Genomic DNA, 18,427 nt, shown 5'->3' with positions numbered 1-18,427 from the left:
AATCGAAATCATAATATTATGAATACTATTTTAGTTGGAAATGAATTTATTGAAAAACAAAAGCATTTAACTAAAGTTGGCACTAGCGAAGATGGTTGGTTTACATACTATATTGATGAAATTTTGGCAAAGTGGATTTTGGAATATCCCAATTCTGAATATCACGGCGGAGGCTTGCCACAATTAAGATTAATAGAAAAATTCCCTTGGGAAAAATAAAAAGTCCGCTATAAATAACAGACTTCTTAAATTTAAAAAAATAGTATATGAAGAAAAATTACTATCAGGCATTTGCTTGATTTCGTTCTGCGACAAATCTAAAATTATACTTGACATCAAACTTTAATGAATCATTATCCCTTTATTAATAATACTTAAGAATCAGTTCAGGTAAGTTTCAACGAGAATTCACATCTGCATAACGTTACTTTAATTAATCGATTTCGGATATTATTTTTATATCATTAATAAACTAAAAATCAGGATTCAAACAAAGTCAGGAAATGATTAAGTTGAAAAATTAAAATTTGAACTTTCACAGTTGTTCATCATCTATTCATTTTTCGACATTAAATTTGGTAGAAAATCAATCACAAAAAAAGCATCCGCAATGGTTGCAAATGCTTTGAAAGTTATTTAGCGATGTTAAATTCCATCAGATAATCATCCATCACATAACCATTTCCAATATCAAAAATCGCTTCGTCATAGATTTTGAAACCTTGTGATTCGTAGAAACTTTTGGCGTTGTTATTTTTATTGACTGTTAAAGTCAGTCTTTTGTCGCCTGCATTTTCTGTTTCAGTTTTGACAAATTCCAAAGCTTTTTTTCCAAGACCTATTCCCTGCGCTTCTTTCACAAAATAAATCCGATGAAGTTTTGTGGTATTTGGTTTACTATGAAATTCGAAGCCGATAAATCCTAAAAAGACCTCATCTTCTTCAATCAAATAATATTGATAATTTGGATTTTCAAAATGGGTTTGCAAGGTGGATTCAGAGTACATTAAACCTAACATATAATCGATTTGCTCTTGCTCCAAAATGTTGGCATAAGCTGAGTTCCAGGATTCTTTTGCGAGGTTTTGAATGGTCGGAATATCTTTTTGTGTGGCTTTTTTAATCATAAAATATATTTGATGAATGAAAATTTAACGCAAAGTTCGCAAAGTTTTTTTTAAAATTATTGAAAACACTTTAAGATTCGCAAAGACGCTTCGCTCATTAAGGAATGAATTTAATTCTGTAGTTGAAAATTTAACCTAAAAAATCTCTTTGATGATTTCCAATGACCTTGGTTCTCGGAAATCTGTAAAATGATAATGAAAATATACTAAAATCGAATCTAGGAAATTCTGTTTTTCGCTTCGGCTGAGTTTGATGCTATATGGGTCTTGAGACGTGATAAGGTCTTTCCAAATGTCGGAAATCGTTTTGTCAAAAAAGTGATGCATCTCGATATCTTCGAAGTTTCCAGTTTCGGGATTGAGGTAATTTTTATCAGAAAATAAAGGCTGTAAACCTTGTTGTTTCAGAAGTCTGAAAATAAAAATCAAATGCGACTGGAAATTGTCAATCTGTAATTGACTCAGAAAAATCGAAATCTCGGAATAGATTCCAACGTTCTGATTTTCATTCCTCAAAACCTGATTCAGCAAATCGGAAACAAAAAACAGAATCGAATTTTTCCGAATATCCGAACTGAAAAAATCCACATTCTTCTGCTCTATCTTCTGAACATTTTGAATGCTTTTCTTCTTATCGGACGTGTACAGCAATAATTCGTTCAATGGAAAAAGGAAGGCTTTCTTTTTGTTCTTTGGCGCGTAGATCCCTTTGGCAAAGAAACTTTCGAAGCCGTTTTCCCTACAAAAACAATGGAGAACAGCATCGTGATCTCCATATTTTGTATAAGACAGTAAAAAAACTTCTTGTGTCATCTATTAATTTACGACCGCAATTTTAGCCGTTGCTGTATCTGTTCCATCCTCATTGGTCATCAAAACATAATAGATTCCGGAAGCCACTCTCACGCCTCTTTGGTTGGCAAGATTCCATTCGAAATAACCGCCATTTGCGACTGCAGAATGTACAAGATTTCCTGCAGCATCTGTGATTCTGATATTGGTTTTTGCCGCCAAACCTCGGATCCTGACATTGCCTTTGTATTGGGCATAGACCACAGGATTTGGATAGACCAGAACATCTCCAAAGTTTGAATTCACATCTGTAACGTCGCCTTGATAGACCATTACCCCATCTACTGTAGCAAAATAGACCTTTCCGGTTTTGTTGTCCACCTGGATATCTGTCACACTATCATTTGGTAATGATGAGTTGGATTTTGTGAAATGATAAATTGTACGATCTCCGTTTGAGCTCAAGTAGAAAACACCTCCGCCTTCTACAGAGACCCATTTCTGATTACCTGTATCGGAGACGATCTGCAGAATATTGGCATCTCGGAAAAGTTCTTCCGCCAAGCCATTTTCTTCTATGATAATGGCATCTGTCTGTGGATTGTCTTCCAATATCGCAGCTTTTGGATTGGATAGAATCCTTACTCCTTCTCTGGTTCCTACCCAAAGGTCATCATTATTATCGATGGCCAGTGACACAGTTCCATTTACAGGAAGATTGTTGCTCATTTTTAGAACTTTGAAACTATCATCAGAAGTAGAAGTAGGCGTATTGTTGTAATTGTAGATCATCGCACCTCCATCGGAATAGAAGGGAGCTGGTACGTAGACAACACCATCTTTGGCTATTGGTTTCTGCGCACCTCCAATATTAAAGGTTGTAAAAGGATTTGAGGCAAAAGCGTCGTTGGCCTTATTGAAAACATAAAAGCTAGAAATTGGACAACTACTAGGGAAAGGAGGTGGACATGTAAATTGAACAGTACAGAAAAGGTTGTTCTGAGCATCAAAAACAAGACCTACTGGCTTGAAGAAATACTGGCTCTCGTTATTAAAGGCGTATCTCTTGACAAATTCGTTATTATTCATCCTGTAAACGCCTTGGACCGCTGCAGACCAATAGGTGTAATTTGTAAAAAAGACCTCACTCGGATTTGAAGGATTCGGTACGACATCCAAAATATTATAACCAGAAGGATTATCTATAAAGTACTGAGGATAGATCCATTTGGTACCATCGTAGAAGTAGTAACCCAAATTTCTCCCAGAATCAGCATCTTTGTTTCCAGATGCTATCCAGATCTGGCCGTTCAGCAGGGATATCTTGTTCGAAGCATTGTGATAAGGACCATCCGGTTTGAAACTACTTTTTTGTTCGTTGTAAATTCCAGACAATTTGGTTCCTGTAAACAAAGCATTTTGGTAGATGAGCGCTGTATTGATATCTTCTGCAGCATTGAAATTTTTCTGCTGCGCACCACCCGTGCTGTAAACGAAAACCTGTGTTTTATCCGTAACAATGATCTGATTATCTGTAACGCGTACGTCTTTGATATCTGTAAAAGTTCTTGGGAGCTGTGTAAAGCTTGTTCCACTGCCGTAGCTCACTTGTGTACTTGTTGAAAAAGCCATCGTTGTGGAAGCGTCAACTTTTTTGAATGAACCAGCCACTAGATTTGTCCAACTCGTATAGACAGGAAAAGTGGGATTGATCTCGTGAGATTTGAGTCCAGAGTTAGTCGCGACATAGATTGTATTGTCCTTCAACACCGCAGCATTAGCTGCCACATAAACACCACCAGTGGAGAAAAAAGCAGTATCACCAAATTCTCTACGTGCAATATTAAAAACAGAAACGCCGTATCCGGCAGAGATCACCGCTCTGTCCCCATTGATTGAAATATGATTGATCTTTTTGCTCCCGTTATAGCCTGTTGCAAGCGGAATATCGACAATTAGAAAGATTCCATTTGGCGTGATGACATCCATAGAACCATTCTGATATCCGACAATTCCTGTCTGCGTTGCAGCATTATAATCGAAAGCTGAGATTTTGACATCGTGAAGTCCATTTGCCTTAGACAATTTTTTGATCTCGCCTGTGGATGGATAATAATAGAAAATCCCATTTTCCGTAGCAGCAATCAATCTACCATTGTCTTCCCGGATAGCCAGGACGTTGTTATAAGAAAATAAGTCACTCCATTTGCTTGTCTGTGCGTAGGAGTTCAGCGTTACAAAAAACGATATAATTAATAAAATTTTCTTCATTCTTAAACGATTATGTTTTCATCTATTAACTGATTATTCCAAGAAATATTTTTCACATCCTTATTTTTATCAAAATAAAAATCCAATCTACCCAATAAAATACCTGCCCAACCTACTTGATTTACAATGACATTCTTGTGTTCCTTGTTCTGAAAAGTAAGTGGCTCTGGTAAAAACGTGTGTGTATGACCTCCCAGTATCAAATCGATCCCTGAGGTTTTTGCTGCCAAATGTTTATCCGAGATCTTCTCCGGCTCATCCTTGTAATCGAAACCGATATGCGAAAGACAGATCACAAGGTCGCATTTTTTTTCCTTTCTCAAAAAATCGGCATAATGCTGAGCGGTCTCGATAGGATCTTTGTAAATGGTCTCTGCATAATTTTTCTTTCCTACCAAACCATTAAGTTCTATTCCAACTGCGAAGATCCCAACTTTGACCCCATCTTTTACGAATATCTTGTAATCATCGGTCTTCCCGTCGAGAACTGTATTTTTAAAATCATAATTGGAGCAGATGAAAGGAAATTTAGCATTGGGCAAAACTTTTAGAAAACCTTCCAGGCCATTGTCGAAATCATGATTTCCCATTGTGGATGCATCATACTTCATCATACTCATCAGTTTGAACTCCAGCTCACCTCCGAAAAAATTGAAGTACGGTGTGCCTTGGAAAATATCGCCTGAATCCAACAATAAAACATTCTTTTCTTCGCTTCTGATCTTTTGAATTAATGAAGCTCTCCTCGCAAAACCGCCTTGGTTGGGATTTTTGGTATAAGAAGCATCAAAAGGTTCTATTCTGCTGTGTTGGTCGTTGGTGTGCAGAATCGTCAATTTGTGCGTCGATTCTTTATTGATGAGTTCGACTTGTTCTGCTAGCAATAGACTTGGAGCCAATGTCAAAGCAAGACTTCCACCACCGGCATATTTTAAGAATTCCTTTCTTTTCATTAGTTCTTTTCTTTTTTGTCTTTGAAAATCAATCTTACATCTTCTGGTGTAGCCACTTCTGGGTTTTGCTGGAATTTCTCCAAGAATAGGTCTCTCATCTTAATTCCGGTTGATATCATTTCCCCTTTTCCAAAGAAGAACATATTATCACCACCTAAAGCCAGATAATCCGATGTGGCGATGTAATAGGTTTTATTGTGATCGATCGCTTGCCCATTGATCATCTTTTTTGAAATGATGCCGTTCTCCGTTTCAATAAAAATATGTGAAACGGGATTGTTTTTCTGGGTCTTCAAATAATAATCGAACAAACCTTCTACCTCTTTTCCATTAATTTTAATAATGACGATCTCATTTTCAAATGGCATCACTTCATAGATCTGCTTTGTAAGGATATCACCTTTCGGGATGATCGTACGAATGCCGCCGATATTGATGACCGCAGCATCCATCGGTGGAATATTATTTTTTTTAGCCCATTCGTCTGCACCTTGGAAAGTGTAATCTGCAAGGAGATTTCCCAAGTTGCTATTGTCTCCGGACTTTGTCAGTTCTATGTTGGTATGGGAGATCTTGGTATTCATCTTACCTTCCAGCTCGTGTTTGTAAGGCTGGATGATGGCATCCATCGCTTGATCTTCCGGCAATTGCTCGGTAATGTATATGTTTTTCTCTGTGTGGATGCTTGCGATATTCAGTGGTGTTTTACAGCCAACTAGCAGTAGCCCAATGATTCCGAATCCAAAAAACTTGTTTTTCATTAAAAGAAAATATGGATACAAATCTAATGATTTTAGCGTTTTAAAACTAAACTTATTCACAATTAGATCATTCAAAAAAAGGGATGGATTTTTCGTTTAGCACAAATATATCCATCACAAACAAAGGCAAACATAATCTTTGTGCTTTCATTAAAAATAAATTAAATTTGGGCAAATTAAATTTAATATAAAAATGGGTCAGTTAAAAGGCGTAGGTGTGGCTTTGGTAACACCTTTCAATGAAGATCTTTCCATAGATTTTGATTCTCTTACCAAATTAATAGATTACAATATAGACAACGGCACCAACTTTCTGGTGGTCTTGGGAACGACAGCTGAGGCTGCAACGCTTTCCAAGGAGGAAAAGGACAAGGTGATCGCGCACATCACAAAGATCAACAACAACAGATTGCCATTGGTTTTAGGAATTGGCGGAAACAATACAGCGGAAGTAAAACAACAGATTTTGGATACCGATCTTTCGGACTTCGAAGCTGTGTTGTCGGTTTCTCCTTACTACAACAAACCAAATCAGGAAGGACTTTATCAGCATTACAAAGCTTTGGCAGAAACTGGAGCCAAGATCATCATCTACAATGTTCCAGGAAGAACAGGACAAAACGTAGAAGCTTCTACAACCTTGCGTTTGGCCAATGAGTTCCCCAATCTATTCATGGTGAAAGAAGCAGCACCAAACATTTTACAATATTTCGATATCCTGAGACAAAAACCGGAGAACTTCTCTCTAATGTCTGGCGATGATGAATATACTTTGCCAGTAACTTTGGCAGGTGGAGACGGCGTGATTTCCGTAATTGGTCAGGCCTATCCGAAAGAATTTTCCACAATGGTAAAATTTGCGCTAAGTCGTGAAGTGGACGAAGCTTACAAGATCCACAATTCTTTGGTGGAAATCACAAGATTGATCTTTGCTGAAGGTAATCCTTGTGGCGTGAAAACGATCCTTGCCGAAAAAGGACTTATCAAAAATTACCTGAGATTACCTCTGGTAGCAGCTTCTGAAGGTCTGCAGGAAAAGATCAGACAAGAAATGGAAAAGATCTAATTCCACAAAAACTAATAACCTAAAAACATATATGGAAACCAACAACATGAAACGTTATGCCTTTTCTTTCCAAGGAAAAGGGGAAGAATACTTTGGAGTCGTGGTGCTGAATTGGCTGTTAACAGTCATCACGCTAGGACTTTATTATCCTTGGGCAAAGGAAAGGACTTTGAAATATCTCTACTCGCACACCAATTTGGAAGGCGATAATTTTCAATTCACAGGAACAGGAAAAGAAATGTTCGTCGGCTTCATAAAAGTTTTTGTAGCTTTTGTCGGGTTGTATGCCGGTATTTTCATCGCTGCAAGAATGCAAAATTTAACATTGACTTTGATTTTCGGCTTGCTGTTTTATGCTTTGTTGATTGGTATCATTCCATTTGCAATTCACGGTTTTTATAAATACAGAATGTCCAGAACCACTTGGCGCGGCGTGAGATTTGGGTACAGAGGTGACAGAGGAACTTTGGTGAAGATCTATTTCAAGGACTTGTTGCTCTCAATTATCACTTTGGGACTTTATGGTTTTTGGATGACGATCGACCTTAGAAATTACACTTTGAGCAATATCAAATTCGGGAATGCAGAATTCAAACACGATGCAAAAGGCTCAGAATATTTTTTTCTTAATCTGAAAGGCATCTTTCTGACGTACATCACATTAGGAATTTATAGTTTCTGGTTTCAAAGAGATATCCTGAGATTTTACATGGACCACTTGACACTAAACAATGGTGATGAAAGGGTAAAATTCCAATCCAAGTTAACGCCTGGTGATATTTTTGAATTGATGATCGTGAATATGCTGATCATCATCTTCACACTCGGAATTGGCTATGCATTCGTAGAAGTGAGAACCTTGACCAAACTTTTCAGCAATATAGAAATTGTCGGAAATATCGATCTCGATGCTTTGAAACAAACTGAAGCCGAGTACAAGAACGCCTTTGGTGATGAAGCTTTGGACGCGATGGACCTTTCTGGCATCATCTAAATGAAACTTTCTATACCAGCAAAATATTTTGATGGCAAAACTTCCAGACCCTATCTTTTGGATCTGGAAGTTTTTCTTGGTGAGCAGATCTCTTTTTATTTTGAGAACAAAAGAGCCGTTTGGAAATTCCACGAAATCAAATTTGAAAAGATTGGTGATCATCTCATCATCACTCGAAAAGACAATCTATCAGAAAGCTTGAAGATCGAGGATTCCGAAATCGCCAACAACATTTACAGATCTGCAAAACAGTCCAAAAACGTTTCTTGGTACCACACGCTTCTCGACCTTGGCCCGAAATTCTACCTTACAGCAACTGTTGCGACATTTACCTTCATCGCTTGTTTTTACATCTTCATTATTCCTTGGATAGGTGAAAAAGTGACGGATCTGATGCCTCTTAGTTTTGATGAAGAAATCGGGAACACTAGTTTTCAGCGGATCAGATCTTTTTCTGATATTGATGAAAAACGTTCTGCCAAACTTCAAAACTTTGCGGATCACATTGATTTTGCAACCCATCGGAAACTTAACTTCAAAGTGATCGCTGATAAGGAGATCAATGCTTTTGCCTTACCCAATGGAACCATCGTTGTCTACACCGGTCTTCTTTCAAAAATTGAGAATTACGAAGAACTGACCGCACTTCTCGGACATGAAGTGACACACGTCAAGGAAAGACACAGCACAAAAACATTGGCAAGAAGTCTCGCAGGCTATCTTGTAGTTTCGGTGGTGGTTGGTGATGTGAACGGTGTGATGACCAGTCTCGCGGACAATGCCAATCAGTTGAATAATCTGTCGTTCTCCAGAGCATTTGAATCGTCTTCCGACCTTGGATCCTATGAGATTTTAAAAAGAAACAAAATCGACCCAAATGGTATGTATCAACTTTTTAAAACACTCAAAACAAGTCATGATGCTGGTATTCCCGAACTTTTATCAAGCCATCCTTTGACGGAAGATAGGATCAAATTTTCAAAATCGCTTTTAGACAAAAAAGAATACACGTTTGAGAAAAATCCGGAATTGGAAGATGCTTTTAAAAAGCTGAAAGAAAATCCTTAAGAAAACAAAAAAGGTTCAGAAATCTCTGAACCTTTAATTTTACATATCTAGTTTGATCTTATAAACATCCGAACCATTTCTCACAATGCCTTCTTCAAAAAAACCGTTGTTCTGAGGGATCAGTTCTATAAAATCAAAAACTTTACAATCCTTTGGCAATCCTGCAAAGACGAGCGTAAACCAATATTCTTTCCCATGTGGCACGTCGGTCCAAGTAGGGAACAAGCTGATATTCTCAAAATGGATGAGCTTAGAAATATGGTCCGAGTTTCTGTCGATCAAATAAGTAGATGACCAGATTCTGATTTTCTCCTCCAGAAAAAACTCAGACTTGTAACAGCAATGCAAGATCACCTGCTTCTCCTCTATCGTTTCCGATTGAAGTTGACGTAGGATCTCTTCATCAATCTTTGGTTTTACGATTGTTTCGCTCATCAATTATCATTAATATTCCAGCTCCAATTTCTCTTTAGAATAATCTCTTATTTCGTTGATCAATTCTGGATGTTCTGCCAGCTTTTTACCATAACTAGGAACCATTTCTACCAATTTATCTTTCCAGTCGGTCTTCAGTTTATCAGCAAAACAATTCTCCAAAACCATGATCATCGCAAATGCAGAAGTACTTGCTCCTGGAGATGCGCCCAAAAGTGAGGCAATATTTTTGTCCTTGTTCACCACCACTTCTGTCCCGAATTCCAATCTTCCACCTTCGAAACGGTCTCTTTTGATGATTTGAACTCTTTGTCCAGCTTGCATCAATTCCCAATCCTTTTCCTGAGCATCGGTCACGAAATCTCTTAAATGCGACATTCTCTGAGATTTGTTCATCGTAACCTGTTGGATCAGATATCTGGTCAGCGGCATATTGTGCCACCAAACCCCGAATAATGAACGTATATTTTTGAAGTTGACACTTTCCGGAAGGTCCAAATAACTTCCTTCTCTCAAAAACTTGGTCGAGAATCCTGCAAAAGGACCAAACAGCAATGCTTTTTCCCCATCGATGATCCTAAGGTCCAAGTGAGGTACAGACATTGGTGGTGCGCCAACAGTCGCTTGCGTGTAAACCTTCGCCTGATGTTTTTCCACCAGTTCCGGATTTCTGCTGACTAGCCATTGCCCACTAATCGGGAATCCGCCGTAGCCTTTGCTTTCTTGGATTCCAGAACTATCCAAAAGTGGCAAGGCGTAACCTCCAGCGCCAATGAATACGAAATCTGCATTCACGGTTTGTTTGTGAAGATTCTTTCGGTCGTTCACTTTTAGATTCCAGCTTCCTTTTCCGTCTGCATCGATATCTTTGACTTCGTGGTACGTGAAAACCTCTACCGACTCGGTTTTGTTGAGATGTTCAATAAGCTTGACCGTCAATTTTCCAAAATCGACATCGGTTCCCAGGTCCATTTTGGTCGCTGCCAGTTGGTCAGTTGCCATTCTTTTTTGCATCATGAGTGGGATCCATTCTGTCAGTTTTTCATGATCGTCAGAATATTCCATCCCTTGGAAAAGTGGTGATCTGGTAAGAGCTTCATGTCTTCTTTTAAGGTAATTGACATCCTTCTCTCCAAAAACGAAACTCATATGCGGGCAGGAATTGATGAATTCCTTTGGTTGATCGATGATGCCTTTGTTGATCAAATAAGACCAAAATTGTTTGGAAACTTCAAATTGTTCTGCAATGTATTCTGCTTTTTTGATATCGATTTTGCCGTCTTTTTCTGGTGTATAATTCAGTTCGCAGAAAGCGGAATGTCCCGTTCCAGCATTGTTCCATGCAGATGAACTTTCTTTGGCAACGGTTTCCAGTCTTTCGAAGATTGCAATTTCCAGTTTTGGGTCAAACTCGTGGAGCATTGTTGCCAATGTTGCACTCATTATCCCGCCACCGACCAGTACAACATCGTATTTAGGTTTCGGATTCATTTTTATTAATTAAATTTTTCGACTACAAAAATACTGAATATAGTTATTTTTTAAGCCCTTTCTGAATGATAAATCGACTTACCATTTGTTAAGAAATCTCAATTTCGGCTTTAAAATCTTTTCTGAAATTTTAAATCATTAATTTTGCATCGCTTTTGGAAAATCAAAGCAAAAAGAATGAAAGCTTTAAAGACACTTAACCCATATTTCTGGAAACATCGCGTGCTATTGTTTTGGGGATTTTTATTCATAATTCTGAGTAACTTCTTTGCAATCTACAAGATTCAATATATCGGACAAACGATCAATATCATCGAAAAAAATTATTCCACGCTCAAACTATCCGACGAAGCGGGACTGATCGAGAATGTGAAAAACAATTGGGCATATTTCAGGATCATCTTCATCAATTCTGGAATTCTAATTGTCTGTTCTTTGCTGTCAGGATTTTTCACCTTTATGATGAGACAAACCATCATTGTGGCGTCCAGAAGAATCGAGTACGAACTGAAAAATAAGATCTACACACATTATCAGGAATTGTCTGTCACCGATTACAAAAAGACTACGATTGGCGACTTGATGAATCGATTGAGTGAAGATGTGGTTGCCATCCGGATGTACCTGGGACCTGGCGTGATGTACGTTGTCAATCTCATTATTCTGTTGATCATCACGAGTGTTTACATGTTCATGACCGATGTTCAGATGACGCTTTGGACCTTGGTTCCACTGCCAATTCTCTCTTTTGGGATTTATAAAGTGAGTGATATCATCAACAAGAAATCGAAGGTGATGCAAAAGAGCCAATCTGGCATTTCGACTTTTGTTCAGGATAGTTTTTCCGGAATCCGTGTGGTGAAATTCTTTAGCAAGGAAAAATATATCGAGAAAAATTATGGCATCAAGGTCAAAGATTATCAAGACAAAGCACTTGATCTAGCAAGGACCGAAGCGTACTTTTTCACAATCATTCTTTTCGTGGTTGGACTTTTGAATGTCGCTATTCTTTACATCGGTGGACAAAAATATATTGCTGGCGAAATGAGTGTAGGAACGATTGCCGACTTTTTCATGTACATCAACATGTTGATCTTCCCTTTCTCAATGCTGGGTTGGGTGACATCTGTCAATCAAAGGGCGGAAGCGAGTATGCAACGTGTGAACGAATTTATGGATGTAAGATCTGATATCATCAATACAAACTCCGAAACCTATCCAATTAACGGCGAAATTGAGTTCCGAAACGTTAGCTACACTTACCCGAATACGGGAATCAAAGCCGTTGATAATCTTAGTTTCAAAGTTGATGCAGGAAAATCGCTTGCTATCATGGGTAAAACCGGAAGTGGAAAATCGACCATCGCACAACTGATCTGCAGATTGATCGATCCTGATGAAGGTGAAATTCTCATTGATGGAAAAAATCTGAAAACGCACAATTTGAAGCTTTATAGAGATCAGCTGGGCTACACGCCACAGGAAAGTTACCTTTTCTCTGATACGATCGAGAACAATATCGGGTTTGCGATCGATCAGCCAAATCGTAGCTTGGTGGTAGAAATGGCGAAAAAAGCGGACGTTCACAAAAACATCGAAGAGTTTAAAGAAAAGTACGAAACGATGGTGGGCGAACGTGGCGTAATGCTGTCTGGTGGGCAGAAACAGAGGATTTGCATCGCTCGGGCAATGATCAAACAACCAAATATCCTAATCTTCGACGATTGCCTTTCCGCTTTGGATACAGAGACCGAAGAGAATATTCTTCAAAACATTGATAAAGACCTTAAAACGACGACTTCCATTATCATAACTCATAGAGAATCAAGTGCAAAGCGAGCTGACGAAATCTTATATTTAAATTAAAATCGCCATCAAATCGTTAACATTATTGCTGAAATTTTAAGAAATCCTCTCAATTTGAAGGTTTTTTTAACAAAACATTTTGAATTTCGGAGAATTCTGTTATATTTGTTAATACACATTTCTAAAAAAATTATATAACGATGAGTGAATTTAAGGAAAGACATGAGAATGAGATTTTCACTAAGGTGTTGAAAGCAGGCAGAAGAACGTATTTCTTTGATGTGCGAGAAACCAAAGCAGGTGATTATTATTTGACCATTACAGAAAGTAAAAAGAATTTCGGGGAAAACGGAGAAGCTACTTTTGAAAAGCACAAAATCTATCTTTACAAAGAGGATTTCAAAAGTTTCCAAGAGCTCTTCGAAGAATCTACGGATTTCATCATCCAACAAAAAGGTGAAGATGTAATCTCTGAAAGACATGATAAAGACTTCAAATCAAAATCGTTTACGATAGAATCTGACGACGAAGTTTAAAAAAAAGTATAAAACGCATTTAACTTAAATGCGTTTTTTTTGTTTATAATATCCAGCGAATTCTAATATTAATAAGGCAATCAGAATAAACTGATACCATTCAAAATCCAACTTGAATCTCATGTTTGCAGCATGTCCAATCATGTAAGGAAAAGAAAAATTGGCAAAGAATAATAGTGAAAACCAAAATAGTAACTTTGATCTTCTGTACAGGAAAACCAATGAGACCAGCGTAAAAATATTAAGCAAAACAACATAGATCTTCCGTCCGAACAAGACTGACAAACTATTATCATCAAAGTATTTGGGAGGAACAAACCACAAGCAAAAGAAATTGCTAGCTGCTTTTTTTACGAAATAGTGAGGCTCATTTTTTGTGGCTTTTACGATTTCATCTTCGTAGATCTTTTCCATCACTAATTCATTGATCTCATCTCTGGTTTGATACAATTGGTGGTCTTTTTCCTTGGAAATCAGTTTGAGATCGTCCATCAATTGTCCATTTTCCGTGAAGCCGTAATAGATATTTTGCCAAGCGGGCGTTTTGGATAATACAATCTTATCGAAAATAATATAATTTCTGATGACCCAAGGCGAATACAAAAGGGCTGTGACAATAACTATAAATGAAAACTGTCTGAAATTTATTTTCTTAAAAATCAGAAGCGCTAAAATCATAATACAAGCCAGCGGAACTACCACGACTTGCGTAAGGAATAATAAGGCTGAAACAATGCCTAAAATTATAAATTCGTTATTGCTGTTGTTTACCGAAAACCAAATCTTAAAATAGAGATAAAACCAAAGCAAAAGAATGCTGATAAAAACATTGGAAGCCTCTATGATTCCGGGATAAAGAAAATAGGAAGGCGAAAAAATAAAGAAGAATCCAGCAATAATTCCAACTTTCTCAAAACCAAACAATTTTGTGATTCTGAATAATAATATGGGTGTAAAAAAACTTAGTAGAGCTTGAAAAATTGCTATTCCCAACAAAGCATTATCGCCGAAGATTTCCAAGAAGAAACTTATAAAAAACGGATATACTGGCAATTTAAAAGCAGTTCCTCCCTGATCGATGAACTCTGAATACTGGTGATACTTGACAATGTTTTTAGCGATTGTAAAATCCTCCAACGTCACAAATTCTTTTTGGATCAGTATGATATAGAGAATCTTCACAATGACAATGAAAAGATTCATTATCAGTAAATTCTTGTACGTCAAAAGAGTTTTCAGCTTTGCAAACATCGGAAAATTTTAAAAATGTAATTTAAAAATTATTTTCTGAATAAATGAAAAAGCGCATCCTAAAAAGAATGCGCTTTTAACTTGGGGTGAATGAGGGGTCTCGAACCCCCGACCTCCGGAACCACAATCCGGCGCTCTAACCAACTGAGCTACAATCACCGTTTTTGCGTGTGCAAATATAGTACTTTATCGTTTAATTGCAAATAATTCCTTCAAAATTTTTGAGTGCAATTAATTTTTCCGTCGTAAAACCTTCTGCAAACTCAACGCCGGAAAGTCTTCCAAGATCTTGAGCTCTGTAAGTCAAGCTCTCCAGGAAATCCTTTGTGGCAATCGGTGTCACTGGCTCTTTCGAATCTGGATTGTAAAACTGAGTTTTGTACGCAAGGCACGCTTCTATCTTCTTATCCAAAAATCCTGTAATGTCAATCACAAACTCCGGAACCACATTTTTCCATTGGATGTAATGAAAGATATGTTTGGGCCTCCAAACGTCCTGTAACTCGTTATTATCATAAGTTTCGATTTTCTTAAGACCAGCTAGGAAGCAAGCATCAGAAACCAATTTCGCAGCCTTTGCGTGATCAGGATGACGATCATCTATCGCATTGGCTAAGACAACTTCTGGTCTGTACTTTCTGATTTTTTCTACAATCTTCAATTGATATTCTTCAGAGTTAGTAAGAAAACCATCTTTAAGTTTTAGGTTTTCCCTTGCAGTAATCCCTAAGATCTTAGCTGCATCACTGGCTTCCTGGGCACGGGTTTCGGCTGTACCTCGGGTTCCTAATTCACCTTCGGTCAAATCAATAATACTGACTGATTTGCCCTCTGAGATCAATTTAATGATTGTTCCACCACAGCCTAATTCTACGTCATCCGGATGTGCTCCTATAGCTAGAAAATCACATTTCATTTTCAAAATATTTATTGTGCAAAATTAATAAAAACAAAACTTCCCAATCTTATGAATTGGGAAGTTTATATGTTGGTTCACTTAAAGATTATTGTCCAAGTGCTTTTTGAAGCGCCAATGCATCTGCATAAGTTGGATTCAATGCCAATGATTTTGCAATATTAGCTTTTGCTTTTTCTTTATCACTGTCTTTTGCGATAAAAGCGATTGCAAAGTAAGCATAAGACATAGTCTCTTTGTTAGCTTCCTGATCAGCTGCTGGTTTTGCCATCAACGTATCAATATATTTTTGGTACGCAGCAGATGCCAATTCCTGGCTTCCTGCCTGCTGATAAGCATAACCTTGGCTGTAATAAGCTGGCTCCCAAGTTGGAAGAAGCGCTATCATTTTTTGCCAAGTCAAGATCGCACCATTCCAGTTTTTGATATCCTGGTAAGCTTGTGCCAATTTATAAAGGGCATCTGTATCTTGTGCATTAGCGGCCACTTTAGCCTTCAAAGCGTCGATCTCTGGAGATGTTCCGCCTGCATCAGCAGTAATACCTACCAATCCGCCTTTGATCTTCGCTAATTCCTCATCCCACTTCAAAGTTTCGTCTTTTGCATTCTTAGCAATAGCAATCTTTTGTTGAACTGTAGCTTCTAGCTGTGCTTTTTTAGCCGCATCTTTCTCATCTTTTGCCAATCCTGCAGCGATCAAACCTTGTAGACCTTCGTCTGAAGCTTGGACTCTGGATTTATCAGCCTGAGATAGGAAAGTACTGATGCTTTGCTGAGCTTCTGCATATTTCCCTTCACCATAAAGAATGTAAGCTCTCAATTTATGCTTGATCGGATCATTCACTTTATCGAAAACAGAATCCAAAGTTGTCTTAGCATTCGCGTAATCCTCATTCGTAAAATAAAGTTTAGCAATCTCCAACTGTGTATATGGATCCTCATCCGCATACTTTGTATAGTTGATCAAATTCTGAGTTGCCTCAGCATTTTTCTGATATTTGATATTAAAACCTGCTAATGCTTTGTAAGCCGGAGCGTAAGTTGGATCTACAGCAATCGCTTTATCGATGTTTGTTTTTGCTTGTTGCCATTGTTGTGCAGCAATCCAAAGTGTACCTTTTCTAGTGTAAACCGAAGCTTTGTTCTTTGCTACAGCTTCTGCCTTATCATAAGCCGTCATCGCGTTACCTGGATCTTTTTTGATTCTGTAAGCATCACCTAGCGCGTAATAATAATTTGCAGGAACGCCAGCTTTCCCAGCTCTTTCCACCGCTTTGTTCAAGAAGCCGATCGCTAGATCAGGTGAACTGTTTTTTTCGAATAATGTCAAAGCCTCACCTGCACGGAAAAGTACTTCTGCATCTTTCTCTCTAGAATCTTTTACGATTTGTTGGATCTCTGCAACTGCAGATTTATCGCCTTTACCAAGTTTTACCGAAGCCAAACCTAATTTGTTCAAATTACTTTTTGGGTCGGCTGCCAAACCTTTGTTAAAGCTTTCTTGAGCTAAATCAAAATTAGGGTCGAACTGAGTTAAATATGTGTTACCTAAATAAAAGTAATTGCTTGCTTCTTTAGGATTTTGGTTGATAAGGTCTGTGTAATTTTGTTTTGCCTTCGCATATTTTTGGCTATCTACAAAGTTGATCCCGTCTTGTACAGATTGTGCAAAACTAAAACTTGTAAAAAAGCCTACTGCCGCTGTAACAACAATTTTTTTTGATAAATTCATTCTATTCTCTTTTTTCATTTTTCTTAACTGTAAATTTTTGTTTTGATCACAATATTTAGACCAAAATATAAATTAAACTTTAAAACCTCTGTTAAATAAATATTAAAAATTCAATTATTTCATTCTCACTTCTCTCTTGAAGATATTGTAAGGTTGAAGTCCCTCTTTTTCAACAACAATTTGACCTAGTTGTTGGCAAGAGAACCTGATGAAACCGTTTCCAAGACCGTAATACGCTTCATTCGAAACGAAATATAGTACTCTGGTAAAAGGATAGGTCATATTTTTAAGGTTATCACCAGTCACATCATAAGCCTGGTTTTCTTTGACCACTTTCAGGATCTTCAAATCATTTCTTAGCCTTTGAGCTTCCTCGCCGAACGGTCGGCTTATTGTATTGTAGCTGATCACTCCAATTTTATCCGGATAGTTTTTCAATTGTTCAGCTACATTTTCATTACCATTGATGATAGAAAATTTGAGCTGAGAAGGATCTTTCTTAAATTTTTGTGCGATGAAATTCAAGTTACTGGAGTTGGTTCCATCGAAGATCAAACGCTTTTTATCGGACTTCAATTCTGCATAGATGTCATCCATCGAAATAGATTCTAATGGCGAATCTTTAGGAACGACGAAAAGAACTGCGTCTGCAGCAAATTTTCCTGGAAGCCAAGGCAAATCGATCTTTGTATCGTAAGCCTCTTTTTCCTTTTGAGAAAGTTCTCTGGACATCACTGCGATGCGAACTTTCCTATCCAAAAGATCTAACAATCCCAGGTCTTCCTTCTTGATAACGACATTGATCTTTGTTTGAGGATTCAAAGCCATGTATCTTTCTGCCAAAGCTTCAATCACACTTTTGAAAGACTCGTCTGTCTCAACTGTGATCTCACCTTTATTTGGTGTGTCGATTTCCTTTGGTTTCTCTTTGGAACATGCAAAAACAATAGCAGCAATTGCTATGAAGAGAAAAAATATTTTTTTCATATTAATTATCACTTTTAATTCTGAGAATAGCTCGTACAATTCGGAAAACCCCGTAAGCTATAAGAAGTCCGCCTAGTGGATAGGCCACATTAGGTTCTAGAATAACGATAAAGAATTTATATACGATAACAACGATTCCTAAAACGATGTAGAAAAGTCCTGTTATCAAAGAAAGCCAATTAAACATATCACAAATTTAATAAAAAAAAGAGAAGTTGTAACAACTTCTCTTTTATATAAT

The 18,427-nt window shown here is 37.6% G+C and carries 18 protein-coding genes and 1 tRNA gene; 6 read left to right on the top strand and 13 right to left on the bottom strand.

The annotated features are described in order from the left end of the window. Positions 1 to 18 precede the first annotated feature (18 nt). Positions 19 to 219: an Imm27 family immunity protein gene (locus tag BMW39_RS00730; protein WP_034976419.1), complete on the top strand. Its 201-nt coding sequence runs from the start codon at positions 19 to 21 to the stop codon at positions 217 to 219. 413 nt (positions 220 to 632) lie between these two features. Here BMW39_RS00730 and BMW39_RS00725 read toward each other — a convergent pair whose 3' ends face one another. From BMW39_RS00725 to BMW39_RS00705, 5 genes are all read right to left on the bottom strand, one after another. Then, positions 633 to 1,127: a GNAT family N-acetyltransferase gene (locus BMW39_RS00725; protein WP_051879960.1), complete on the bottom strand. Its 495-nt coding sequence runs from the start codon at positions 1,125 to 1,127 to the stop codon at positions 633 to 635. A 135-nt stretch (positions 1,128 to 1,262) separates the two neighbouring features. After that, positions 1,263 to 1,940: a DNA repair protein RecO gene (gene recO / locus BMW39_RS00720; RefSeq protein ID WP_034976417.1), complete on the bottom strand. Its 678-nt coding sequence runs from the start codon at positions 1,938 to 1,940 to the stop codon at positions 1,263 to 1,265. A 3-nt stretch (positions 1,941 to 1,943) separates the two neighbouring features. Next, the gene (porZ, locus tag BMW39_RS00715) at positions 1,944 to 4,190 is read right to left on the bottom strand and encodes a type IX secretion system anionic LPS delivery protein PorZ (protein WP_034976415.1); all 2,247 of its coding nucleotides are present in this window, start codon (positions 4,188 to 4,190) and stop codon (positions 1,944 to 1,946) included. Between the two features lie 2 nt (positions 4,191 to 4,192). After that, a complete protein-coding gene (locus BMW39_RS00710; RefSeq protein ID WP_034976413.1) occupies positions 4,193 to 5,143 on the bottom strand; it encodes a bifunctional metallophosphatase/5'-nucleotidase in 951 nt (316 codons plus the stop codon). After that, positions 5,143 to 5,904 carry a 5'-nucleotidase C-terminal domain-containing protein gene (locus tag BMW39_RS00705; RefSeq protein ID WP_034976411.1) on the bottom strand — a complete coding sequence of 254 codons (762 nt, stop codon included), beginning with the start codon at positions 5,902 to 5,904 and terminating at the stop codon, positions 5,143 to 5,145. The genes BMW39_RS00710 and BMW39_RS00705 overlap by 1 nt, the downstream gene beginning before the upstream one ends. A 193-nt stretch (positions 5,905 to 6,097) precedes the next feature. On the opposite strand from BMW39_RS00705, the gene dapA reads away from it, so the two are divergent. Genes dapA through BMW39_RS00690 form a run of 3 tightly spaced genes read left to right on the top strand, consistent with a single transcriptional unit; the run spans position 6,098 to position 9,032 of the window. Then, positions 6,098 to 6,970 (top strand): 4-hydroxy-tetrahydrodipicolinate synthase, encoded by an 873-nt coding sequence (gene dapA, locus BMW39_RS00700; RefSeq protein WP_034976409.1) that lies wholly within the window; start codon positions 6,098 to 6,100, stop codon positions 6,968 to 6,970. Positions 6,971 to 7,001: 31 nt separating this feature from the next. Then, positions 7,002 to 7,964, top strand: a complete 963-nt coding sequence (locus tag BMW39_RS00695) for a YjgN family protein (protein WP_034976407.1) — start codon at positions 7,002 to 7,004, stop codon at positions 7,962 to 7,964. After that, entirely contained in the window at positions 7,965 to 9,032 is a 1,068-nt protein-coding gene (locus BMW39_RS00690) for a M48 family metallopeptidase (protein ID WP_034976405.1), read from the top strand. A 39-nt stretch (positions 9,033 to 9,071) separates the two neighbouring features. Here BMW39_RS00690 and BMW39_RS00685 read toward each other — a convergent pair whose 3' ends face one another. After that, complete coding sequence (locus tag BMW39_RS00685) at positions 9,072 to 9,467, bottom strand: hypothetical protein (protein WP_034976403.1); 396 nt, start codon at positions 9,465 to 9,467, stop codon at positions 9,072 to 9,074. Positions 9,468 to 9,476: 9 nt separating this feature from the next. Then, positions 9,477 to 10,958 (bottom strand): malate dehydrogenase (quinone), encoded by a 1,482-nt coding sequence (gene mqo / locus BMW39_RS00680; RefSeq protein ID WP_034976401.1) that lies wholly within the window; start codon positions 10,956 to 10,958, stop codon positions 9,477 to 9,479. 177 nt (positions 10,959 to 11,135) lie between these two features. Here mqo and BMW39_RS00675 point away from each other — a divergent pair, with 177 nt between their 5' ends. After that, positions 11,136 to 12,824 carry an ABC transporter ATP-binding protein gene (locus tag BMW39_RS00675; RefSeq protein ID WP_034976399.1) on the top strand — a complete coding sequence of 563 codons (1,689 nt, stop codon included), beginning with the start codon at positions 11,136 to 11,138 and terminating at the stop codon, positions 12,822 to 12,824. 140 nt (positions 12,825 to 12,964) lie between these two features. Beyond that, positions 12,965 to 13,300, top strand: a complete 336-nt coding sequence (locus BMW39_RS00670; RefSeq protein ID WP_034976397.1) for a DUF3276 family protein — start codon at positions 12,965 to 12,967, stop codon at positions 13,298 to 13,300. A 24-nt stretch (positions 13,301 to 13,324) separates the two neighbouring features. On the opposite strand, the gene BMW39_RS00665 is transcribed toward BMW39_RS00670, so the two are convergent. From BMW39_RS00665 to BMW39_RS00640, 6 genes are all read right to left on the bottom strand, one after another. After that, on the bottom strand, positions 13,325 to 14,503 hold the full coding sequence (locus tag BMW39_RS00665) for a glycosyltransferase family 39 protein (RefSeq protein WP_165569347.1): 1,179 nt from the start codon (positions 14,501 to 14,503) through the stop codon (positions 13,325 to 13,327). Positions 14,504 to 14,633: 130 nt separating this feature from the next. Continuing rightward, positions 14,634 to 14,710: transfer RNA gene (locus BMW39_RS00660), tRNA-His, on the bottom strand. Positions 14,711 to 14,744: 34 nt separating this feature from the next. Continuing rightward, the gene (gene bshB1, locus BMW39_RS00655) at positions 14,745 to 15,467 is read right to left on the bottom strand and encodes a bacillithiol biosynthesis deacetylase BshB1 (protein WP_034976395.1); all 723 of its coding nucleotides are present in this window, start codon (positions 15,465 to 15,467) and stop codon (positions 14,745 to 14,747) included. 88 nt (positions 15,468 to 15,555) lie between these two features. Beyond that, the gene (locus tag BMW39_RS00650; protein WP_034977761.1) at positions 15,556 to 17,199 is read right to left on the bottom strand and encodes a tetratricopeptide repeat protein; all 1,644 of its coding nucleotides are present in this window, start codon (positions 17,197 to 17,199) and stop codon (positions 15,556 to 15,558) included. Between the two features lie 114 nt (positions 17,200 to 17,313). Beyond that, positions 17,314 to 18,186 carry a PstS family phosphate ABC transporter substrate-binding protein gene (locus tag BMW39_RS00645; RefSeq protein ID WP_034976394.1) on the bottom strand — a complete coding sequence of 291 codons (873 nt, stop codon included), beginning with the start codon at positions 18,184 to 18,186 and terminating at the stop codon, positions 17,314 to 17,316. Between the two features lies 1 nt (position 18,187). Continuing rightward, complete coding sequence (locus BMW39_RS00640) at positions 18,188 to 18,373, bottom strand: hypothetical protein (RefSeq protein WP_034976393.1); 186 nt, start codon at positions 18,371 to 18,373, stop codon at positions 18,188 to 18,190. Positions 18,374 to 18,427: the final 54 nt, after the last annotated feature.

Source organism: Epilithonimonas lactis (genome assembly GCF_900110605.1).
In the GTDB taxonomy this organism is placed as follows: domain Bacteria; phylum Bacteroidota; class Bacteroidia; order Flavobacteriales; family Weeksellaceae; genus Epilithonimonas; species Epilithonimonas lactis.
The sequence above is the reverse complement of the archived record's forward strand: the minus strand, read 5'-3'. Positions and strand labels throughout refer to the sequence as shown.